Here is a 14,724-nt window from a genome sequence, read left to right as displayed (position 1 = left end):
GGGATCAACATCCCGGTCACACGGCAATCCATGTATGTGCTTGGATAGAAAAGTACACTAAACTCTTTTTATGACTGTCTCAAAATAGCTGATTTATTCCGAAGCGATGTCTGGATGAAAGGAGAAGGCGACAATGCAGTTGTTGTATACAAGCCTGGTTCCGCGTCATTTCGCAAATCTGTTTTGAAACCTGAACTTCCATCGGATACGATTGACTACTCCTCAGATCGATTCATCACCGATTCCGGTCGGTGGATGTTTAGCGGATCAACGGAACGGCATCCAACAGAAGGCGGTTCTCAAAACGGACATGTTAGAGCTTGGAAAAGAAATGACAAGGACGAGTTCGATCTCTTTACTCAATTCTGGATTTGTGGCCGCATGAGTGAACCCGGGGATTTTCAGTTCCGTGAAGAAAATCAGATGCTATTCCACATGTGTGGCAACGGTGAAACCTCTTTCTCCGTTTGGAACCTCTCTGTAAATCCGCCTCAGCTTGTCGAAACCATCGATACTGGGGTAAGAGTCACAAGTATTTTGCTGCTGAATGATCAGCTGCTTGTAGGGACCAATCAAGGGACAGTGCATTTTTATACACTACAAGGGCAGGAAAAGCCGACCTTCAATAAAGTTGTGAAAATGGTTGATCAATACATTGCAAAAATGACCTACGACGAAGCCGGAAGGCGTCTTTACACAACTGAATTACGTGGTGAAAAGCCAATCAAGATATGGGACATCGATGATTTAACCAAACCCTTGGCAGCAATCAGTGCAATTCCGCGCGAATTGGAAAGGACTATCCTGTCTGGAAATAGGAAGTATCTGGCGGCTTCTTCGGAGGAAGACTCCCGCGTTATGATTTGGGATACTGAAGATCTCAGCCTAATAACCTTTAGTGAGCATTCTAGCTGGGTTAGGGATATGGCGCTAATGGGCGATTCATCATTGGTGGTTTCCGGTTCCGTCCAGGGCGCATTAAAGATTTGGGACTTAAAGAACCCGGATATTCCTGCGGTGACCTTCTTCCCTGGATTGGCTAAACGAATTAAGAATATTGCTGTTGTTCCGAACCGTAATGAATTTGTTGTTGAGACTAATGATTCTCATATGTTCCACTATCGGCTAGAGTCCATCACAGCGATCCTGAAGCGTACCTGCGAAGCTGTTCAGGCTTACTTGCATTATATGCGAGAACAGTATCCTGAGCAGGTTACAGTTTGTAAAGCGCTGCAGGCTGCTCGCTGAAGTCTCGAATGCCAATGCTTTTCCAAGGCTAAGGAAGTGGCCAAATACAAAAAAAGAGCCCGGCAACCCGGGCTCTATTCAATATGATGGAGATCAGTCCAGAAAAAAGTCGATTCGTTTAAGCTGAAAGACGGATAGGGGCAAGATAACTCTATTAGTGTCTCGACCCGAGATTCAGCTTAGCTCGCACAAAGCAAACGAAGTTTCGGCGTTCCGCTCAGAAGCGCAATCAGGTCGATACCCCGACGCTTGTCCTTATCACTCAACTCCAAACCGCAACGTGTGCGGGCGTTCATGGTCGCCGCGTCCCGTTCCGAGGTCCGGAAGCGGACATGCAAGGTAACTGGAGGGCGTGAGTCAGGGAAATGGATCTTCAGTTCAACTTCTTCGTCCTGGTGCAGATGGGTGTCGACAATAACGCCCAAACCGCTGCGACTGATATCGATGGGCTCGACAGCCACGTTGTGGGTGCCGATTGCAAAGTTATAGCCGTCGAAGCTACCTTTTAGCTGAAAACGGAACTCTCGGCGCTTGTCGGACCAGTTCATGGTCATGCTCGTTCTCCCTAGTGCTTGGCTTAAAATGCTTATCGCCCGGAACGGGGTTTGGCTTGAATTCGTAAAATTGGATAAGCAGCCAATTGCCGTAACTTACAGAAGAGGGTAGGGCGAGCCATGTTTCATGAACTTGAGGACCACAGAAAAGGCACGGAAAACATAGTATTTTTTTCGGCGTATTAAAGTACGTAAGAACGATAGTGATGAGAGGTAAAAGAGGAAAATTCGGCGAGCAGGTTTTCAGAATTCCAGAAAATTTGCAAAGGGCCCCGCGTTCAGCGGGACCCCAAAAACTCAAGTCCAGTCCAAAATCACTTTGCCCGACTTACCGGCATTCAGAATCTGAAAGCCCTGCTCATACTCTTCCGCTTTGAAACGGTGGGTGATGACAGGCGCGATATTCAAGCCGCTCTGCAGCATGGCGCTCATCTTATACCAGGTCTCAAACATTTCCCGGCCGTAAATACCCTTGATAAACAGGCCTTTGAACACCACAGTGCTCCAGTCGATCGCGACCTCTTCAGCAAAGATACCAAGGAGGGCGATGCTACCACCATGATTCATGGTATCCAGCATGGACCGGAAAGCCTTGGCGTTGCCTGATACTTCAAGACCCACATCGAAGCCTTCGACCATTCCGATCTCACGCATCACATCCGTAAGATTTTCCCGAGCGACGTTGACGATACGGGTGGCGCCCATCTGCTTGGCCAGATCCAGGCGATAGTCATTGATGTCGGTGACCACCACATGCCGGGCTCCGACGTGTTTGGCGATGGCTGCAGCCATGATCCCGATAGGGCCGGCGCCCGTAATCAAGACGTCTTCACCAACCAGGTCGAACGACAGCGCGGTATGCACAGCGTTGCCGTAAGGGTCGAACATCGACGCGACATCATCAGGAATGGATTCATGAATCTTGAAAGCATTGCCATAGGGAATGGCGAGGTATTCGGCAAAACAGCCCTGACGGTTCACGCCGACGCCGACGGTATTGCGGCACAGGTGTCGAGCCCCGGCGCGGCAGTTACGGCAGTGCCCGCAGGTGATATGACCTTCACCGGAAACCCGGTCCCCCACCTTGTAACCGCTGACATTGGTGCCCAGCTTTTCAATCACGCCGACAAATTCGTGACCGGTGACCATGGGAACCGGAATGGTTTTTTGGGCCCAGTTGTCCCAATTATAGATATGCAAATCAGTGCCGCAGATCGCGGTTTTAGTCACGCGAATGAGAACGTCGTCCGCACCCAGCTCGGGAACAGGAACTTCCTCCATCCAAAGACCGGGTTTGCGATGACGTTTCACAAGAGCGCGCATAAGTTTCGTCACGGTTTCTCTCCCCTTACTGGATCCTGGTCTAATATCCTAACCTGAAATCAACCCAAGTTGTCGTCCAACTTTGCCAAAAGCTGTGATGGCCTGATCCAGCTGCTCGCGGGTCAGCTCCGCGGACATCTGGGTGCGGATCCGCGCCTGGCCCTGGGGCACAACGGGATACGAAAAGCCGATCACGTAAATTCCTTCATGCAGAAGGGCATCCGCCATGCGCGTGGCCAGCGCCGCGTCACCGATCATCACCGGGATAATCGGATGCTCGCCCTGCAGGAGCTTGAAACCGAGTTTGGTCATGCCGGCTCGGAAGTAACGGCTATTCTCGTGCAGCCGTTCGCGCAGTTGGTCGGATTTGGATAGGAGTTCAATCACCTTGAGGGACGTTGCGGTAATGACCGGGGCGAGGCTATTGGAAAAGAGATAGGGCCGGGATCTTTGCCGCAACCATTCAATCACTTCCTTCCTGCCTGCTGTATAGCCACCGGACGCTCCACCCAAAGCCTTGCCCAAGGTGCCGGTAATGATATCCACGCGGCCCAGCACACCGCAATGCTCGTGCGTGCCGCGGCCCTTGGCGCCCATGAAGCCGACGGAGTGGGAATCATCGACCATGACCATGGCTCCGTAACGGTCAGCCAGATCACAGATGTCTTTGAGCTTGGCAATATAACCGTCCATCGAGAAAACACCGTCGGTCGCAATCAATTTGAAGCGACAGCCCGAGGCTTCTTTCAGTTTGGCTTCCAGATCATTCATATCGTTATTCGCATAACGGAAACGCTGCGCCTTCGACAGACGAATGCCGTCGATAATGGAGGCGTGATTCAAGGCGTCGCTGATGATCGCATCTTCGGGACCAAGCAGAGTTTCAAACAGACCACCGTTGGCATCAAAGCAGCTGCTGTAAAGGATGCTATCTTCCATGCCTAGAAACGAAGCAAGACTCGCTTCGAGTTCCTTATGAATCGATTGGGTTCCGCAGATAAAACGCACCGAAGCCATACCGTAACCGTAGCGTTCGAGCGCCTCGCGGCTGGCTTTCAATAATTCAGGATGATTGGCCAGACTTAAATAGTTGTTGGCGCAAAGGTTGATGACGTTTTGACCTTCGGTCTGAATACGCTCCTGCTGGGCGGTGGTGATCACGCGTTCCCGCTTATAGAGACCCGAATCTTTCAGATTTTGAATTTCACCTTGCAGATAGTGCAGGTAGTCCTGTGGCATGAGAAAATCCCCCTTTTCACTCCGATCCAACGGCATGGAAGAAGGACTATAATCATTTTCCCTGGCAGAAACTACGAGAAAGGCGGGACGCAAGGGTTGCGTAACCGTCCTCCCGACAGTGCCTCCCTGTCGCAATGAAGGGCCTTAGCCGCGGGTGCGAATCTTCGGGCGGACCAGGATCGTAATCTCTTCCCGGTCATGGTAGAGCTGGCGGGCGCGCAGAACATAATTTTCCGGATTGAGGCCGCTCAGTTCCCAAAATTGCTGCAGGCAGGTTTCATATTCCTCGAAACGTTTTTTCATCGGTAATTTAAGGTTAAAGACCGCCCAACGGCAGAGCTTGTCCTTGAACCAGGAGGCTATGAGAGGCACGACTTTCTGCGGACGATCCACCATATCGCAGAGCAGCAGGTCCACGGCATGCTTGGGCCGGAATTTAAAGGCATCCTGGGTCTTATGATCAACAAGACCGGTGTTCATCAGCGCGCTATCCATGTCGGCATTGTCCACGGCCGTGACGAAATAACCCCGCTGAACCATCTGAAACGTCCAGCCGCCTGGAGCTGCACCGAGATCCACAGCCGTGCCTGGACTCTCGAGAAATTTGGTCCGACCTTCGTCATCCAGAAGGGTGAGGAACGCTTCATCCAGCTTCAAAGTTGAACGGCTGGGGGCGTCCTTGGGAAATTTCAGACGGGGAATGCCGTTCACCCAAGGGGATGTGCGCGAAGGCAGACTGCGGCCCACCCAGGCTTCCTCGTACGAAGGCATCAGGATGTGCAGGATCGGAGCACGGGCATCATTGCGATCATGTTTGAGGCCCTGACGCTTGAGAGCGTTAAAGAGGGCCGGACTAAATTTTTTATAAAAAGGAGCGATGCCAAGGCCTTCCTGGCTTTCCAGGTATTCGAGGCGCAGTTCGCGATAGACACCTTTGGGAGCCAAGGGCAGCAGCGCCTGCACCAGAGGCGTGGCGCGATCCCCATCGGCCAGACCTTTGACCAATTGCGCGTCTTCGACCATCTGCCGTGCAAACACAAAATCCTGGCCGGAAGGGGGATGGATGGTGCGATCGGTCGGATCAAAAGGCTCGGCGTTGAATATCACGAGGCCGTTGCCTTCGGTTATCTGTGGGTAGCCGTTCCAACCTTTTTCAGCAAAGCGATCATGGGCTTCCGCCGCACAATCCTTTTCAAAACCGGCCCGACAATAAAGAAGGAAGGAACGCATACAAAGACTCCTTGAACAAGATCTTGCGTGTCTTAGAGCATTCCAGCCCAGAAAGGAAGTAATATTATCAACTTGACTCAGGAATCCCGGCGCGTGATAACCCACAGTCACCTGCGTGAAATTAAGCAGTAGGCCGGGCCTATTGCATCAAGTCTGAGACATTATTCAGTAAAATTGGTAAAAATGGCGTGGTATGCTTCTTGAGAGTGACGCATGACACACAAGGCGAGAGGACCCCTCATGTCCAAAGGCAAATTTCCTCGGCATGCTTTGAATGGGACGCGGATTCTCATCATCGATGATGAAGAAATCCTGGCATGGAGTATTGAAACCGAATTGAAATCCCACGGGGCCGAGGTCCTGTCCTGCAATACGCTCCGAACGGCTTTGGAAAGTTTTTCAGGCTTCAATCCAGACCTTGCCATCTGTGATTTACGGCTGCCCGATGGCAGCGGCATGGAGCTGCTTAAAAAATGGCGTTCGGAAAAACCGGATATGCCGATCATTCTGATTACCGCGCATGGTGCTGTGGAATCGGCTGTCGATGCCCTGCGTCTGGGCGCTTTTGATTATCTGCAGAAGCCGTTTGACCTGAAAGTCCTGGTGGCGGCCGTGAATCGAGGCGCCGAGCTGTCCCTCTTGCGGCAGAAGGTGAGCCAGCTGACAGGCCATGAGGCGGTGCGGGAGCCGCTGCAGATGGTGGGTGAGTCGCCGGCCATGAAGCGCGTCCGCACACAACTTGAGCGGATCGCGCGTTCGAAGGCGAGCTCGGTTTTGATTTTAGGCGAAAGTGGAACAGGCAAGGAATTGGCCGCGTGCGCCTTGCATGAATGGTCGGATCGAGCCAACCAGCCCTTTGTGGAAATCAACTGCGCCAGCATCCCGGAAAACCTTTTGGAAAGTGAGCTCTTCGGCTATGAGAAGGGGGCGTTCACCGATGCCCGTGACCGTAAGTTGGGGCTCTTTGAGCTGGCTCAAAATGGAACTATTTTTCTCGATGAGATTGGTGAGATGCCCATGAAGCTGCAGACCAAATTGCTGCGCGCTTTGGAGTATCGGCGTTTTAAGCGCCTGGGTGGAACCAAAGACATCTCGTTCTCGGCTCGCATTGTGGCAGCCACCAACCGTAATCTTTTGGAAGAGATTCAGCTGAAAACATTCCGCAGTGATCTTTACTATCGGCTAAGTGCTTTGCCGGTTTATCTGCCGCCATTGCGGGAACGGATGGAGGATCTGGACCGCATGGCTGAATTCTTTGTCATGCGCATGGCTCATGACCTGGGCATCGCAGGCCCGAGCCTGGGTGTTTCGGCCCGCGAAAAATTAAGGTCTCACAGCTGGCCTGGCAACATGCGTGAATTGAAAAATATTCTGGAGCGTGCTCTGGTCTTTCACGCACCCAGCGAAATTCAGGCTCAGCATATTGAATTGGATGTGATGCAGGAGCCCCTGTCCCATGCCATGCCCCAGGGTGATCCTGTGTCCATGGTTCTGCCGGCACAGGGCATTAACCTTGACGAGCTGGAACGTGATCTTCTGCTCCAGGCATTGGAACGCGCTCACAATAATCAAACCAAAGCCGCCGACCTGCTTGGCATTTCACGTCACACCTTTCGCTACCGCCTGGAAAAGTACGGACTCAAACACTGAGGCGCCGCTGCCGCCTGGAATACGGACTCAAACACTGGGGCGCCGCTGCCACCCGGAAATGCACAGTCTCATCAAACACTGGGGCGCCGCTGCCGCCTCCAAATACGGAGCCTCATCAAACACTGAAGCATCCCCCGCAGGTTTGCGTTATAATGATCGAACTTTCATGGATAGCGTGATGTTGAGGGGGAGCCTGCTTTGGTTCAATACAATGATCGGATTGCCGGGCGTTTTCTGCAGGCGACTCTGGGCTGGGGCCTGCTTGCCCTCCTGATCGGGCTCTATGCTGCGTTGGAGCTTCAGTTCTGGCCCGCCAACGCTCGTCAGGCGGTGTTAAGCTTTGGCCGCCTGCGTCCCATTCATGCCGATCTGATGATCTTTGCTTTCGCTGCCAATGCCTTATTTGCAGGAATGTATCATGCTGTTCAACGTCTTTGCCAGGTTCGTATCTGGTCGGATCGGCTGGCGCTGGTGCATTTTTGGAGCTGGCAGACCCTTCAGTTGGCGAGTTTGATCACGCTGGCTATGGGTATCAGTCAGGGGCGACCTTTGGCGGAAATGGAATGGCCGCTTGATGTTGCGCTCGCTTTGATTTGGGGCCTTTTGACTTTCAACGTGTTCATGACCCTTAAACAGCGGCGCACGCAGTTTTTGTATGTGAGTCTATGGTTTTTTATTGCAGGCCTGGTCGGCTTTGCCTTGTTTCATGTCGTCAATGCCCTGGCCTGGCCCGCGGGTGCTTGGAAAAGCTACCCGATGTTTGTAGGCCTTGCTGATGCTGTGATTCAGGTATGGTATGAGCAGAATATCAAAAGCTTCCTCCTGACTATTCCTTTTTTGGGTTTGATGTATTACTTCGTGCCCAAAACCTCGAAAAAACCGCTGCATTCCTATCGACTCGCGGTGTTACAGTTCTGGGCGCTCATCTTTTTCAGCGTGTGGATAGGACCGTCGCGGTTCCTTTATACCAGTCTTCCGGAATGGATGCAGTCGCTGGGCCTCATTTTCAGCCTCATGCTGGTGGCCCCCAGTCTTGGTGCTGTTATCAATGGACTTCTGACGATCGGGACCGAGGATCGAAAAATCTTTCGCAATCCGGCGGTTCTCTTCTTTAGTCTCGCTCTGGTTTCTTATGGGTTGTTTGTCATCATGGAAGCCATGGTCGCTTTTAAATCCATTCATTTGCGACTGCAGTATACCGACTGGATGAGTGCCCAGTCCCACCTTGCCTCGATCGGCTGGATCGGTTCCTTTATCTTTGGGATGGCCTATGTTCTGGTTCCCAAACTTTGGCAGCAGCCACTTTACAGTCGCTGTCTCGGTCGTTGGCATTTTTGGATCAGCTTCGTCAGTCTGGGCCTGCTCTTTTTCTCGCTCGCCACGGCCGGTCTGATCCAGGGCTTCCATTGGTTTTCGGTCGAGGAGAATGGCCTGCTGGTTCATCCTCAATTTTTGAGCACACTGCTGCATCTGGAGTCCTATCACACCGTGCGCATGATCAGTGGCCTGCTCTATCTTCTGGGCGCGCTGGTTGCTGTCTATAATTTCTATAAAACCGCTCGTGGCGGTCAGCTGCAGGATTCAACACGCGCTCTGGAAGAGCATCCCATGCCGCCCCCCAACAGTCGCTGGGAACGTTGGGAACGCAAGGTTGGGCCAATCACCTTCGGTATCCTGGGGCTGGTCCTTCTGGGGAGTCTGGCCCAACTTCTACCGCTGCCCAACCAGCAGACAGATCTGAAACCTTATTCCCCTCTGGTTCAGCAAGGGCGTGATATTTATGTTCGGGAAGGCTGCGTGAGCTGTCATACGCAAACGGTTCGCATGGCTCTGAAAGAGGAGCTGCGTTACGGTCACGCTTCCCAGGGCTGGGAATTCCAGCAGGATCGTCCCGCGCTTTGGGGGCAAAGGCGTCACGGCCCCGATCTGCATCGCATCGGCAACAAATTTCCGCATCTTTGGCATTATCAGCATCTGATCGACCCGCAGGCGACGACGCCAGGTTCCTTGATGCCGCCTTATCCTTGGCTCGCGAAACGAAAAGTGGACCTCACAGTATTGCCCGAGCGGCAGAACGCTTTGCAAAAAGTGGGTGCGGTCTATGGCCCCGGGGATCCGATCGAACTCTATCAGGCTGAAGCGAAAAAAATTCAGGAAAGCCTGGCTCAAGCTCAGATTGAAGTGGATGCAGAGGCCGAAATCATCGCTCTCATCGCTTATCTACAAAAGCTTGGGACGGAAGGTAAATAGGGATCACCATGGGCAACGCGACTGAAGGAGAAGGATGATGGCAGATCGGAAAAAGAAGGATGAATTGCGTCCCGAGCAGATCGATGGGATTGGCCAGCTCGACAACCCACTTCCAACCTGGTGGGTGGCCCTGTTCAACTTTTCGATGATTTTTGGCCTGGGTTACTTTATGTGGTTTCATCTCTTAAGCAAGCCTGGATTGAAGGAGGAGCTGGCTCAGGATCGCAAGGCCTATGAGCAGCTGGTGGCCGCCCGCGAACAAGTGGCCTTAACTCCCGAGGATGCCGTCGCACGTCTGCAGGACCCGAAGTTGATTCAGGAAGGCAAATCCCTTTACGCCGCGCATTGCTCGCCTTGTCACGGACAATATGGTGAGGGCACTGTCGGCCCCAATCTCACGGATAAATTTTGGATCCACGGCGGGACTCCGGAAATGATCCTGGGCTCGATCACCGAAGGCATTCCCGCGATGGGCATGGTCGCGTGGGGACCGATTCTGGGGCAGCAGAAAGTGGAGGCAGTGACCGCTTTCGTTTTGAGTCTGCAGGGCACGAAGCCAGCCAATGGCAAAGCACCTCAGGGTGACGAGTACTGATCAGGATGCCGAGGCGGGTGTGGCGTCACCGACGTTCACCAAAGCCTCGACGCGATTACGACCGTTGCGCTTGGCCTTGTAAAGCATTTGATCCGCTTCCTGGACCAGCTGGTCGACATTATTCGAGCTGCTGCAGAGACTCACGACAACGCCCATGCTGATGGTGATCTGCACCTTGGCGCCACGGGAATTAAACACGCGCGATTCAATCGTGGAACGAATCCTCTCAGCCAGGGTCATGGCATCCGCCGGGTTATCCACACGCGGAATCCCGATGATAAATTCATCCCCACCATAACGAGCCACGATATCCGTTTCGCGGGTCATCACGGCCAGGATTTGACCAAACTGCTTGATGATATCACTGCCGACCAGGTGATTGTTTTGATCGTTGACCTGTTTAAAGTGATCGATGTCCAGCATGATCACACCGATCCTATCGTTATACCGCAGGCCGATCTGATGATAGGCTTCCATGTGACGGTAAAAGGCTTTCTGATTCAAAAGAATGGTCAGCGAATCTTTTTCAATAAGCTTGTAAAGCAGGTCCTGCGAGTGTCCCATAAGAAAGCCGAAACTGCCGAACGTCAGCGTTGTTCCAATCGCCATGTAAAGATACACCGCGACCTGCATGTCGTCAGCGGCTACGAATTGCGAACATATCCACCAGCCCAAGGGTGCGCCCAGGGCTACAATCACCCCGAGCAGCAAAAAGTAAATGCTACGAGGCAGGGCGTGCAGAAATGGAAACATGAAGCCTCCCGGCCTTGGCGTGAATCACTAGTGAAAATGATAGCAGCCTTTAGGATGCGCCGCCTACCGTGTAATCGGACAGCACGATGGTGGCCGCGTTCCTGGCCTGACTCTTCAAAGCACGAAATTTATGGGTCACGCTTGGCTTTTTTTACGAACAGCCAAGTTTGGTAAAGTTTTCATTAAATCAGGAATTTAGCCTATTAATTTGCCCACTGAAGTGCCGATAACAGATGGACTCAAGGTATAAAGGTCAGTCCATGGCGCTCTGGCGAATTCTCATCTTATGGCTTCTTCTGGGATCGCACCCAGGGGCTGCTGCCGTGCTCGATTTGCGTCAATGGAATGCGGATGAGCACGGGACGATTGCCATGGAAGGTGCCTGGGATTTTTACTGGGGTCAGCTCTGGACGCCGCAGGATTTCAGTCAGGGACGCGTGCAGGAAGAACCCTTGGCCCTGACCATCCCAGCCGTTTGGAATCGGATGAAGATTGGCGATCTTGCGCTGCAGGCCAATCACTTTGCAACCTATCGGGCCCACATTCAACTGCCCGAGAACGTTGTGCAGCATACAACGCCCCTTACGCTATGGATGGCCAACCTGCCAGGTGCTTATAAGCTTTGGCTGAACGGGGCCCTGGTTTTGGAGTCCGGTCGAGTCGGGCGGGATGAAAAGTCAGAAATTCCGGGCAATGGTTCCACGTTTCATACGTTCGTCGCGGATCGCAGTACGTTGGACATTGTCATTCAGGTCTCCAGTTTTCATCACCGTGATGGCGGCATGTGGTGGCCGATCAAGATAGGGCGAGCCGATTATATCACGCGGGTCCGTGCGGCTGGTGCGGCTCTAGATGGATTTGCGCTCAGCTGCCTTTTCATTATGGCATTTTATCACTTCGGGCTCTGGCTCATGCGGCCTCAGTATCGGACGCCTTTAATTTTTGCGATGTTTTGCAGCTTCATCGCGATCCGTGCTTCCGTTTCGGGAATTGGTGATCTGCATATCATGGTGTTCCCCAACATGCCCCAACACGTACAAAAAATCTTGGAATACGCGGCGTTCTATCTAGGTGTGCCGGCCTTTTACGCTTTTGTGCGTGAGCTTTATCCGGAGGATTTCAAGACCTGGCTGAGCCGATTTCTGTGGTCGATGGGTCTTGCCTTTGCTCTTACGACTTTCGTCTTTCCGGTTCGGATCTTTACGGATTTTATCGAATACTTTCAGGTCATCACACTCTTTGGCTGCAGTATTGTATGCGTTCAGATGTGGCGCGCGGTGAAGTACCGTCGGGACGGGATTAGTTTGCTTTTGATCGGGACGGCGATCCTGATATTCTCCAGCGTCAATGACATTCTGCATGCCCACCGCAACGCGCCGATACCGACGATGGTGTTCCCCTATGGGGTTTTCCTGATGATCCTCTGTCAATCGATTCTGCTGGCTCGCCGCTTTTCACGGGCGTTCCACGCTGTTGAAGTCAATGAAAAGCAGATTCAATCCTTGAACGCAGAACTGCAGAATCAAAATGCCATTCTCGATTCGCTGGTCGAGGAGAAAACCCGCGACATCCGTTCCATTATGAAAAACATCAAGCAGGGCATCTTCACCGTTCTGGGCGATGGCGTTCGCCTTGGGGCGGAATTCTCAGATCACCTGCGCTTGATGATCGGAGCCCCTGATCTTAAAGGCGGGGAGCCTATTGAAAAGATTTTTGAACAAGCGGATCTGAATGGTGACCGGCTCCATCAAATTAAAATGATCCTGTGTACGGCGGCCGGTGAAGATGCTATCGCGTTCGAGATGAATGCTCATCTTTTGCCCCGCGAATTGCGCCTGAAACGGGATCATGAACAACGGCTTTTGGAACTGGATTGGAATGCCATTGAGAACGATCATACGGGTCGGATTGAAAAGATCCTGGTCAGCCTTCGCGATGTCACGGACCTGCGTGTTTTGCAGGAGGAATCGCTCCGCAAACAGGAGGAGCTGGAACTCATCGGCGAGGTCCTCAACGTCCCCACGGAAAAATTCGATGGACTCATGCTGTCCTGTCAAAAATTTTTGCGTGACGTTCTGAATCAGTTGCATCAAAAGAGCAGCGATACGCATCGGATGTTCCGCAGTATGCATACGATTAAAGGCATCGCACGGTCCTATGGCCTCACCCATCTGGCGGAAGCCGCGCACCAGGCCGAGGAGGTCTTTGCGCTCCTGCGTGAGGGCCAGGCAGTCAGCAAGGAACAACTGATTCAGGTCGGCGATCATGTGGGCCTCTATCTGGAACGTTACGATGGGATTCATCGGACCAAGCTGGGGCGTAAAGGGCTTGGCTCGGATGTGCTGATGATTGATCGGTCCGTGCTTGCAGAAAATATGGAGAGTTTGCGCAGTCTGGATCTGAGTCATCTCAGTCGGGATGCGCAACATCGAGTGGATCATCTGTCGCGTCTTTTCCTGACCCTGGTTTATATGCCTTTGCCCAAATTACTCCATGCATTGATCGCCGATGTGCCGCGGCTGGCCGAGGAGCTGGGTAAGGATAACCCCGATATCATCATCCGTGATCCGGGGATCAGCATTAAACATCATGCGTATGACGTATTTCGAAATACCTTCACCCATGTGCTGCGAAACGCTCTGGATCATGGACTGGAAACGCCAGTTGAACGTCGTAGCCTGGGAAAAGCGACACGGGGACGCATCATTATTGAGCTGCGCCTTGACGAAACCCTGCTGGAAATTTTTGTCAGCGACGATGGGCGGGGCCTGGATTTGGCTGCGATTCAGAGAAGTGCCCGGCAAAGAGGGCTTATTGCATCCGGCGCCGTGCTGAGCGAGTATGAGGTGGCCAATCTCATCTTTGCCCCGGGGTTGAGCACCAAGGAACAGGTGACAGAAATTTCCGGGCGCGGCGTAGGATTGGATGCTGTTAAAGACTTTTTGGAACAGTATAACGGCGATATCGAAATCCAGTTGGGGCCGCGTTCCAGCGTATCCGAGGGCGTATCCTTCCGCTTTCATATCACGCTGCCAGCCAGTGTCTGTGAGCTGATGCAGAGTGTGGGGGTCAAGGGCGTGGCTTCAGCTTCTTAATCTAGGAGCTTTCCCATGCCGCAAGCCAACGACCTGATGGTGATTCTGGGTTTATCAGACGAGCCCGACCGTTACAGCCATATGGCCATGAAACTTCTCCAAAAATACGGCTACGAGAATATCATCGGGGTGCATCCCACTTTGAAAGAGGTGGATGGCGTGAAAGTTGTAGCGAAATTTGAAGATATCCCGAACCGTCCCCATACTCTGACCGTTTACGTCAATCCCCGTCGACTCGAACCCATGATTCCAGGCATTGTGCAACTCAACCCCCAACGCATCATCCTGAACCCAGGAACCGAATCACGCGCACTCACGCAGGCGGCTCAGGATAAAGGCATCGAAGTGGAAGAAGCCTGCACGCTCGTTCTCCTGCGCACGCGGCAGTTTTAATGTTACCGCAATGGCTTCTGGTTCTTTGCGACCACGGTCTGATGATGTTCCATCTGGTCATCATTGGCATCAATGTGCTCGGGTGGATTTGGCTCCGCACGCGGCCGCTCCAGCGTTGGGTTCTGCTCCTGACCACCCTGTCCTGGGTGGGTCTCGGGGCATTTTATGGATTAGGCTATTGTTTTTTAACGGATTGGCATTGGTCCGTGAAACGTCAGCTTGGGGAGCGTGCCCTGCCGCCCTCTTATATTCAATATATTCTGCATAACAAACTCGGGTTTAATTTTCCGGACTATTGGGTCGACGTCGGCACCGGAACCGTCTTTGTGCTTTTGCTCCTGATCACTGTCGGACAGATGTTCCGGTCCAGGCGATCCGCCGCGTAACCATAGTG

At 52.7% G+C, this 14,724-nt stretch carries 12 protein-coding genes; 7 read left to right on the top strand and 5 right to left on the bottom strand.

Features of this window, described 5'->3' with window-relative positions; translation table 11 throughout:
- Nucleotides 1-114 precede the first annotated feature (114 nt).
- On the top strand, nucleotides 115-1,248 hold the full coding sequence (locus VE954_RS28670) for a WD40 repeat domain-containing protein (protein ID WP_324959381.1): 1,134 nt from the start codon (nucleotides 115-117) through the stop codon (nucleotides 1,246-1,248).
- Between the two features lie 179 nt (nucleotides 1,249-1,427).
- On the opposite strand, the gene VE954_RS28665 is transcribed toward VE954_RS28670, so the two are convergent.
- From VE954_RS28665 to rlmM, 4 genes are all read right to left on the bottom strand, one after another.
- The gene (locus VE954_RS28665) at nucleotides 1,428-1,802 is read right to left on the bottom strand and encodes a PilZ domain-containing protein (protein ID WP_324959380.1); all 375 of its coding nucleotides are present in this window, start codon (nucleotides 1,800-1,802) and stop codon (nucleotides 1,428-1,430) included.
- Nucleotides 1,803-2,099: 297 nt separating this feature from the next.
- Complete coding sequence (gene tdh / locus VE954_RS28660) at nucleotides 2,100-3,125, bottom strand: L-threonine 3-dehydrogenase (protein WP_349263843.1); 1,026 nt, start codon at nucleotides 3,123-3,125, stop codon at nucleotides 2,100-2,102.
- Between the two features lie 48 nt (nucleotides 3,126-3,173).
- The gene (locus VE954_RS28655; protein WP_324959376.1) at nucleotides 3,174-4,364 is read right to left on the bottom strand and encodes a glycine C-acetyltransferase; all 1,191 of its coding nucleotides are present in this window, start codon (nucleotides 4,362-4,364) and stop codon (nucleotides 3,174-3,176) included.
- A 144-nt stretch (nucleotides 4,365-4,508) separates the two neighbouring features.
- Complete coding sequence (gene rlmM, locus VE954_RS28650; RefSeq protein ID WP_324959374.1) at nucleotides 4,509-5,594, bottom strand: 23S rRNA (cytidine(2498)-2'-O)-methyltransferase RlmM; 1,086 nt, start codon at nucleotides 5,592-5,594, stop codon at nucleotides 4,509-4,511.
- A 240-nt stretch (nucleotides 5,595-5,834) separates the two neighbouring features.
- Between rlmM and VE954_RS28645 the strand changes: the two genes are divergently transcribed.
- From VE954_RS28645 to VE954_RS28635, 3 genes are all read left to right on the top strand, one after another.
- Nucleotides 5,835-7,244, top strand: coding sequence for a sigma-54 dependent transcriptional regulator (locus tag VE954_RS28645; RefSeq protein WP_324959371.1), 1,410 nt, complete (start codon nucleotides 5,835-5,837; stop codon nucleotides 7,242-7,244).
- Nucleotides 7,245-7,442: 198 nt separating this feature from the next.
- Nucleotides 7,443-9,494, top strand: a complete 2,052-nt coding sequence (locus VE954_RS28640) for a cbb3-type cytochrome c oxidase subunit I (protein ID WP_324959369.1) — start codon at nucleotides 7,443-7,445, stop codon at nucleotides 9,492-9,494.
- A gap of 34 nt (nucleotides 9,495-9,528) precedes the next feature.
- Nucleotides 9,529-10,089, top strand: a complete 561-nt coding sequence (locus VE954_RS28635; RefSeq protein WP_324959367.1) for a c-type cytochrome — start codon at nucleotides 9,529-9,531, stop codon at nucleotides 10,087-10,089.
- Here VE954_RS28635 and VE954_RS28630 read toward each other — a convergent pair whose 3' ends face one another.
- Nucleotides 10,090-10,842 (bottom strand): GGDEF domain-containing protein, encoded by a 753-nt coding sequence (locus VE954_RS28630; RefSeq protein WP_324959365.1) that lies wholly within the window; start codon nucleotides 10,840-10,842, stop codon nucleotides 10,090-10,092.
- A 323-nt stretch (nucleotides 10,843-11,165) separates the two neighbouring features.
- On the opposite strand from VE954_RS28630, the gene VE954_RS28625 reads away from it, so the two are divergent.
- From VE954_RS28625 to VE954_RS28615, 3 genes are read left to right on the top strand one after another with little or no spacing between them, the layout of a single operon-like run.
- Entirely contained in the window at nucleotides 11,166-13,937 is a 2,772-nt protein-coding gene (locus tag VE954_RS28625) for a 7TM diverse intracellular signaling domain-containing protein (RefSeq protein ID WP_324959363.1), read from the top strand.
- Between the two features lie 15 nt (nucleotides 13,938-13,952).
- A complete protein-coding gene (locus VE954_RS28620; protein WP_324959361.1) occupies nucleotides 13,953-14,330 on the top strand; it encodes a CoA-binding protein in 378 nt (125 codons plus the stop codon).
- Nucleotides 14,330-14,716 carry a DUF2784 family protein gene (locus tag VE954_RS28615; protein WP_324959359.1) on the top strand — a complete coding sequence of 129 codons (387 nt, stop codon included), beginning with the start codon at nucleotides 14,330-14,332 and terminating at the stop codon, nucleotides 14,714-14,716. The genes VE954_RS28620 and VE954_RS28615 overlap by 1 nt, the downstream gene beginning before the upstream one ends.
- The last annotated feature ends 8 nt before the right edge of the window (nucleotides 14,717-14,724 follow it).

Source organism: Oligoflexus sp. (genome assembly GCF_035638955.1).
GTDB lineage: Bacteria > Bdellovibrionota_B > Oligoflexia > Oligoflexales > Oligoflexaceae > Oligoflexus.
The sequence above is the reverse complement of the archived record's forward strand: the minus strand, read 5'-3'. Positions and strand labels throughout refer to the sequence as shown.

What these genes read in the sequence shown, in the direction of transcription:
- VE954_RS28670 (WP_324959381.1), top strand. Translation starts at nt 115, where the DNA reads ATGAAAGGAGAAGGCGACAATGCAGTTGTTGTATACAAGCCTGGTTCC.
- VE954_RS28665 (WP_324959380.1), bottom strand. Translation starts at nt 1,802, where the DNA reads ATGACCATGAACTGGTCCGACAAGCGCCGAGAGTTCCGTTTTCAGCTA.
- tdh (WP_349263843.1), bottom strand. Translation starts at nt 3,125, where the DNA reads ATGCGCGCTCTTGTGAAACGTCATCGCAAACCCGGTCTTTGGATGGAG.
- VE954_RS28655 (WP_324959376.1), bottom strand. Translation starts at nt 4,364, where the DNA reads ATGCCACAGGACTACCTGCACTATCTGCAAGGTGAAATTCAAAATCTG.
- rlmM (WP_324959374.1), bottom strand. Translation starts at nt 5,594, where the DNA reads ATGCGTTCCTTCCTTCTTTATTGTCGGGCCGGTTTTGAAAAGGATTGT.
- VE954_RS28645 (WP_324959371.1), top strand. Translation starts at nt 5,835, where the DNA reads ATGTCCAAAGGCAAATTTCCTCGGCATGCTTTGAATGGGACGCGGATT.
- VE954_RS28635 (WP_324959367.1), top strand. Translation starts at nt 9,529, where the DNA reads ATGATGGCAGATCGGAAAAAGAAGGATGAATTGCGTCCCGAGCAGATC.
- VE954_RS28630 (WP_324959365.1), bottom strand. Translation starts at nt 10,842, where the DNA reads ATGTTTCCATTTCTGCACGCCCTGCCTCGTAGCATTTACTTTTTGCTG.
- VE954_RS28620 (WP_324959361.1), top strand. Translation starts at nt 13,953, where the DNA reads ATGCCGCAAGCCAACGACCTGATGGTGATTCTGGGTTTATCAGACGAG.
- VE954_RS28615 (WP_324959359.1), top strand. Translation starts at nt 14,330, where the DNA reads ATGTTACCGCAATGGCTTCTGGTTCTTTGCGACCACGGTCTGATGATG.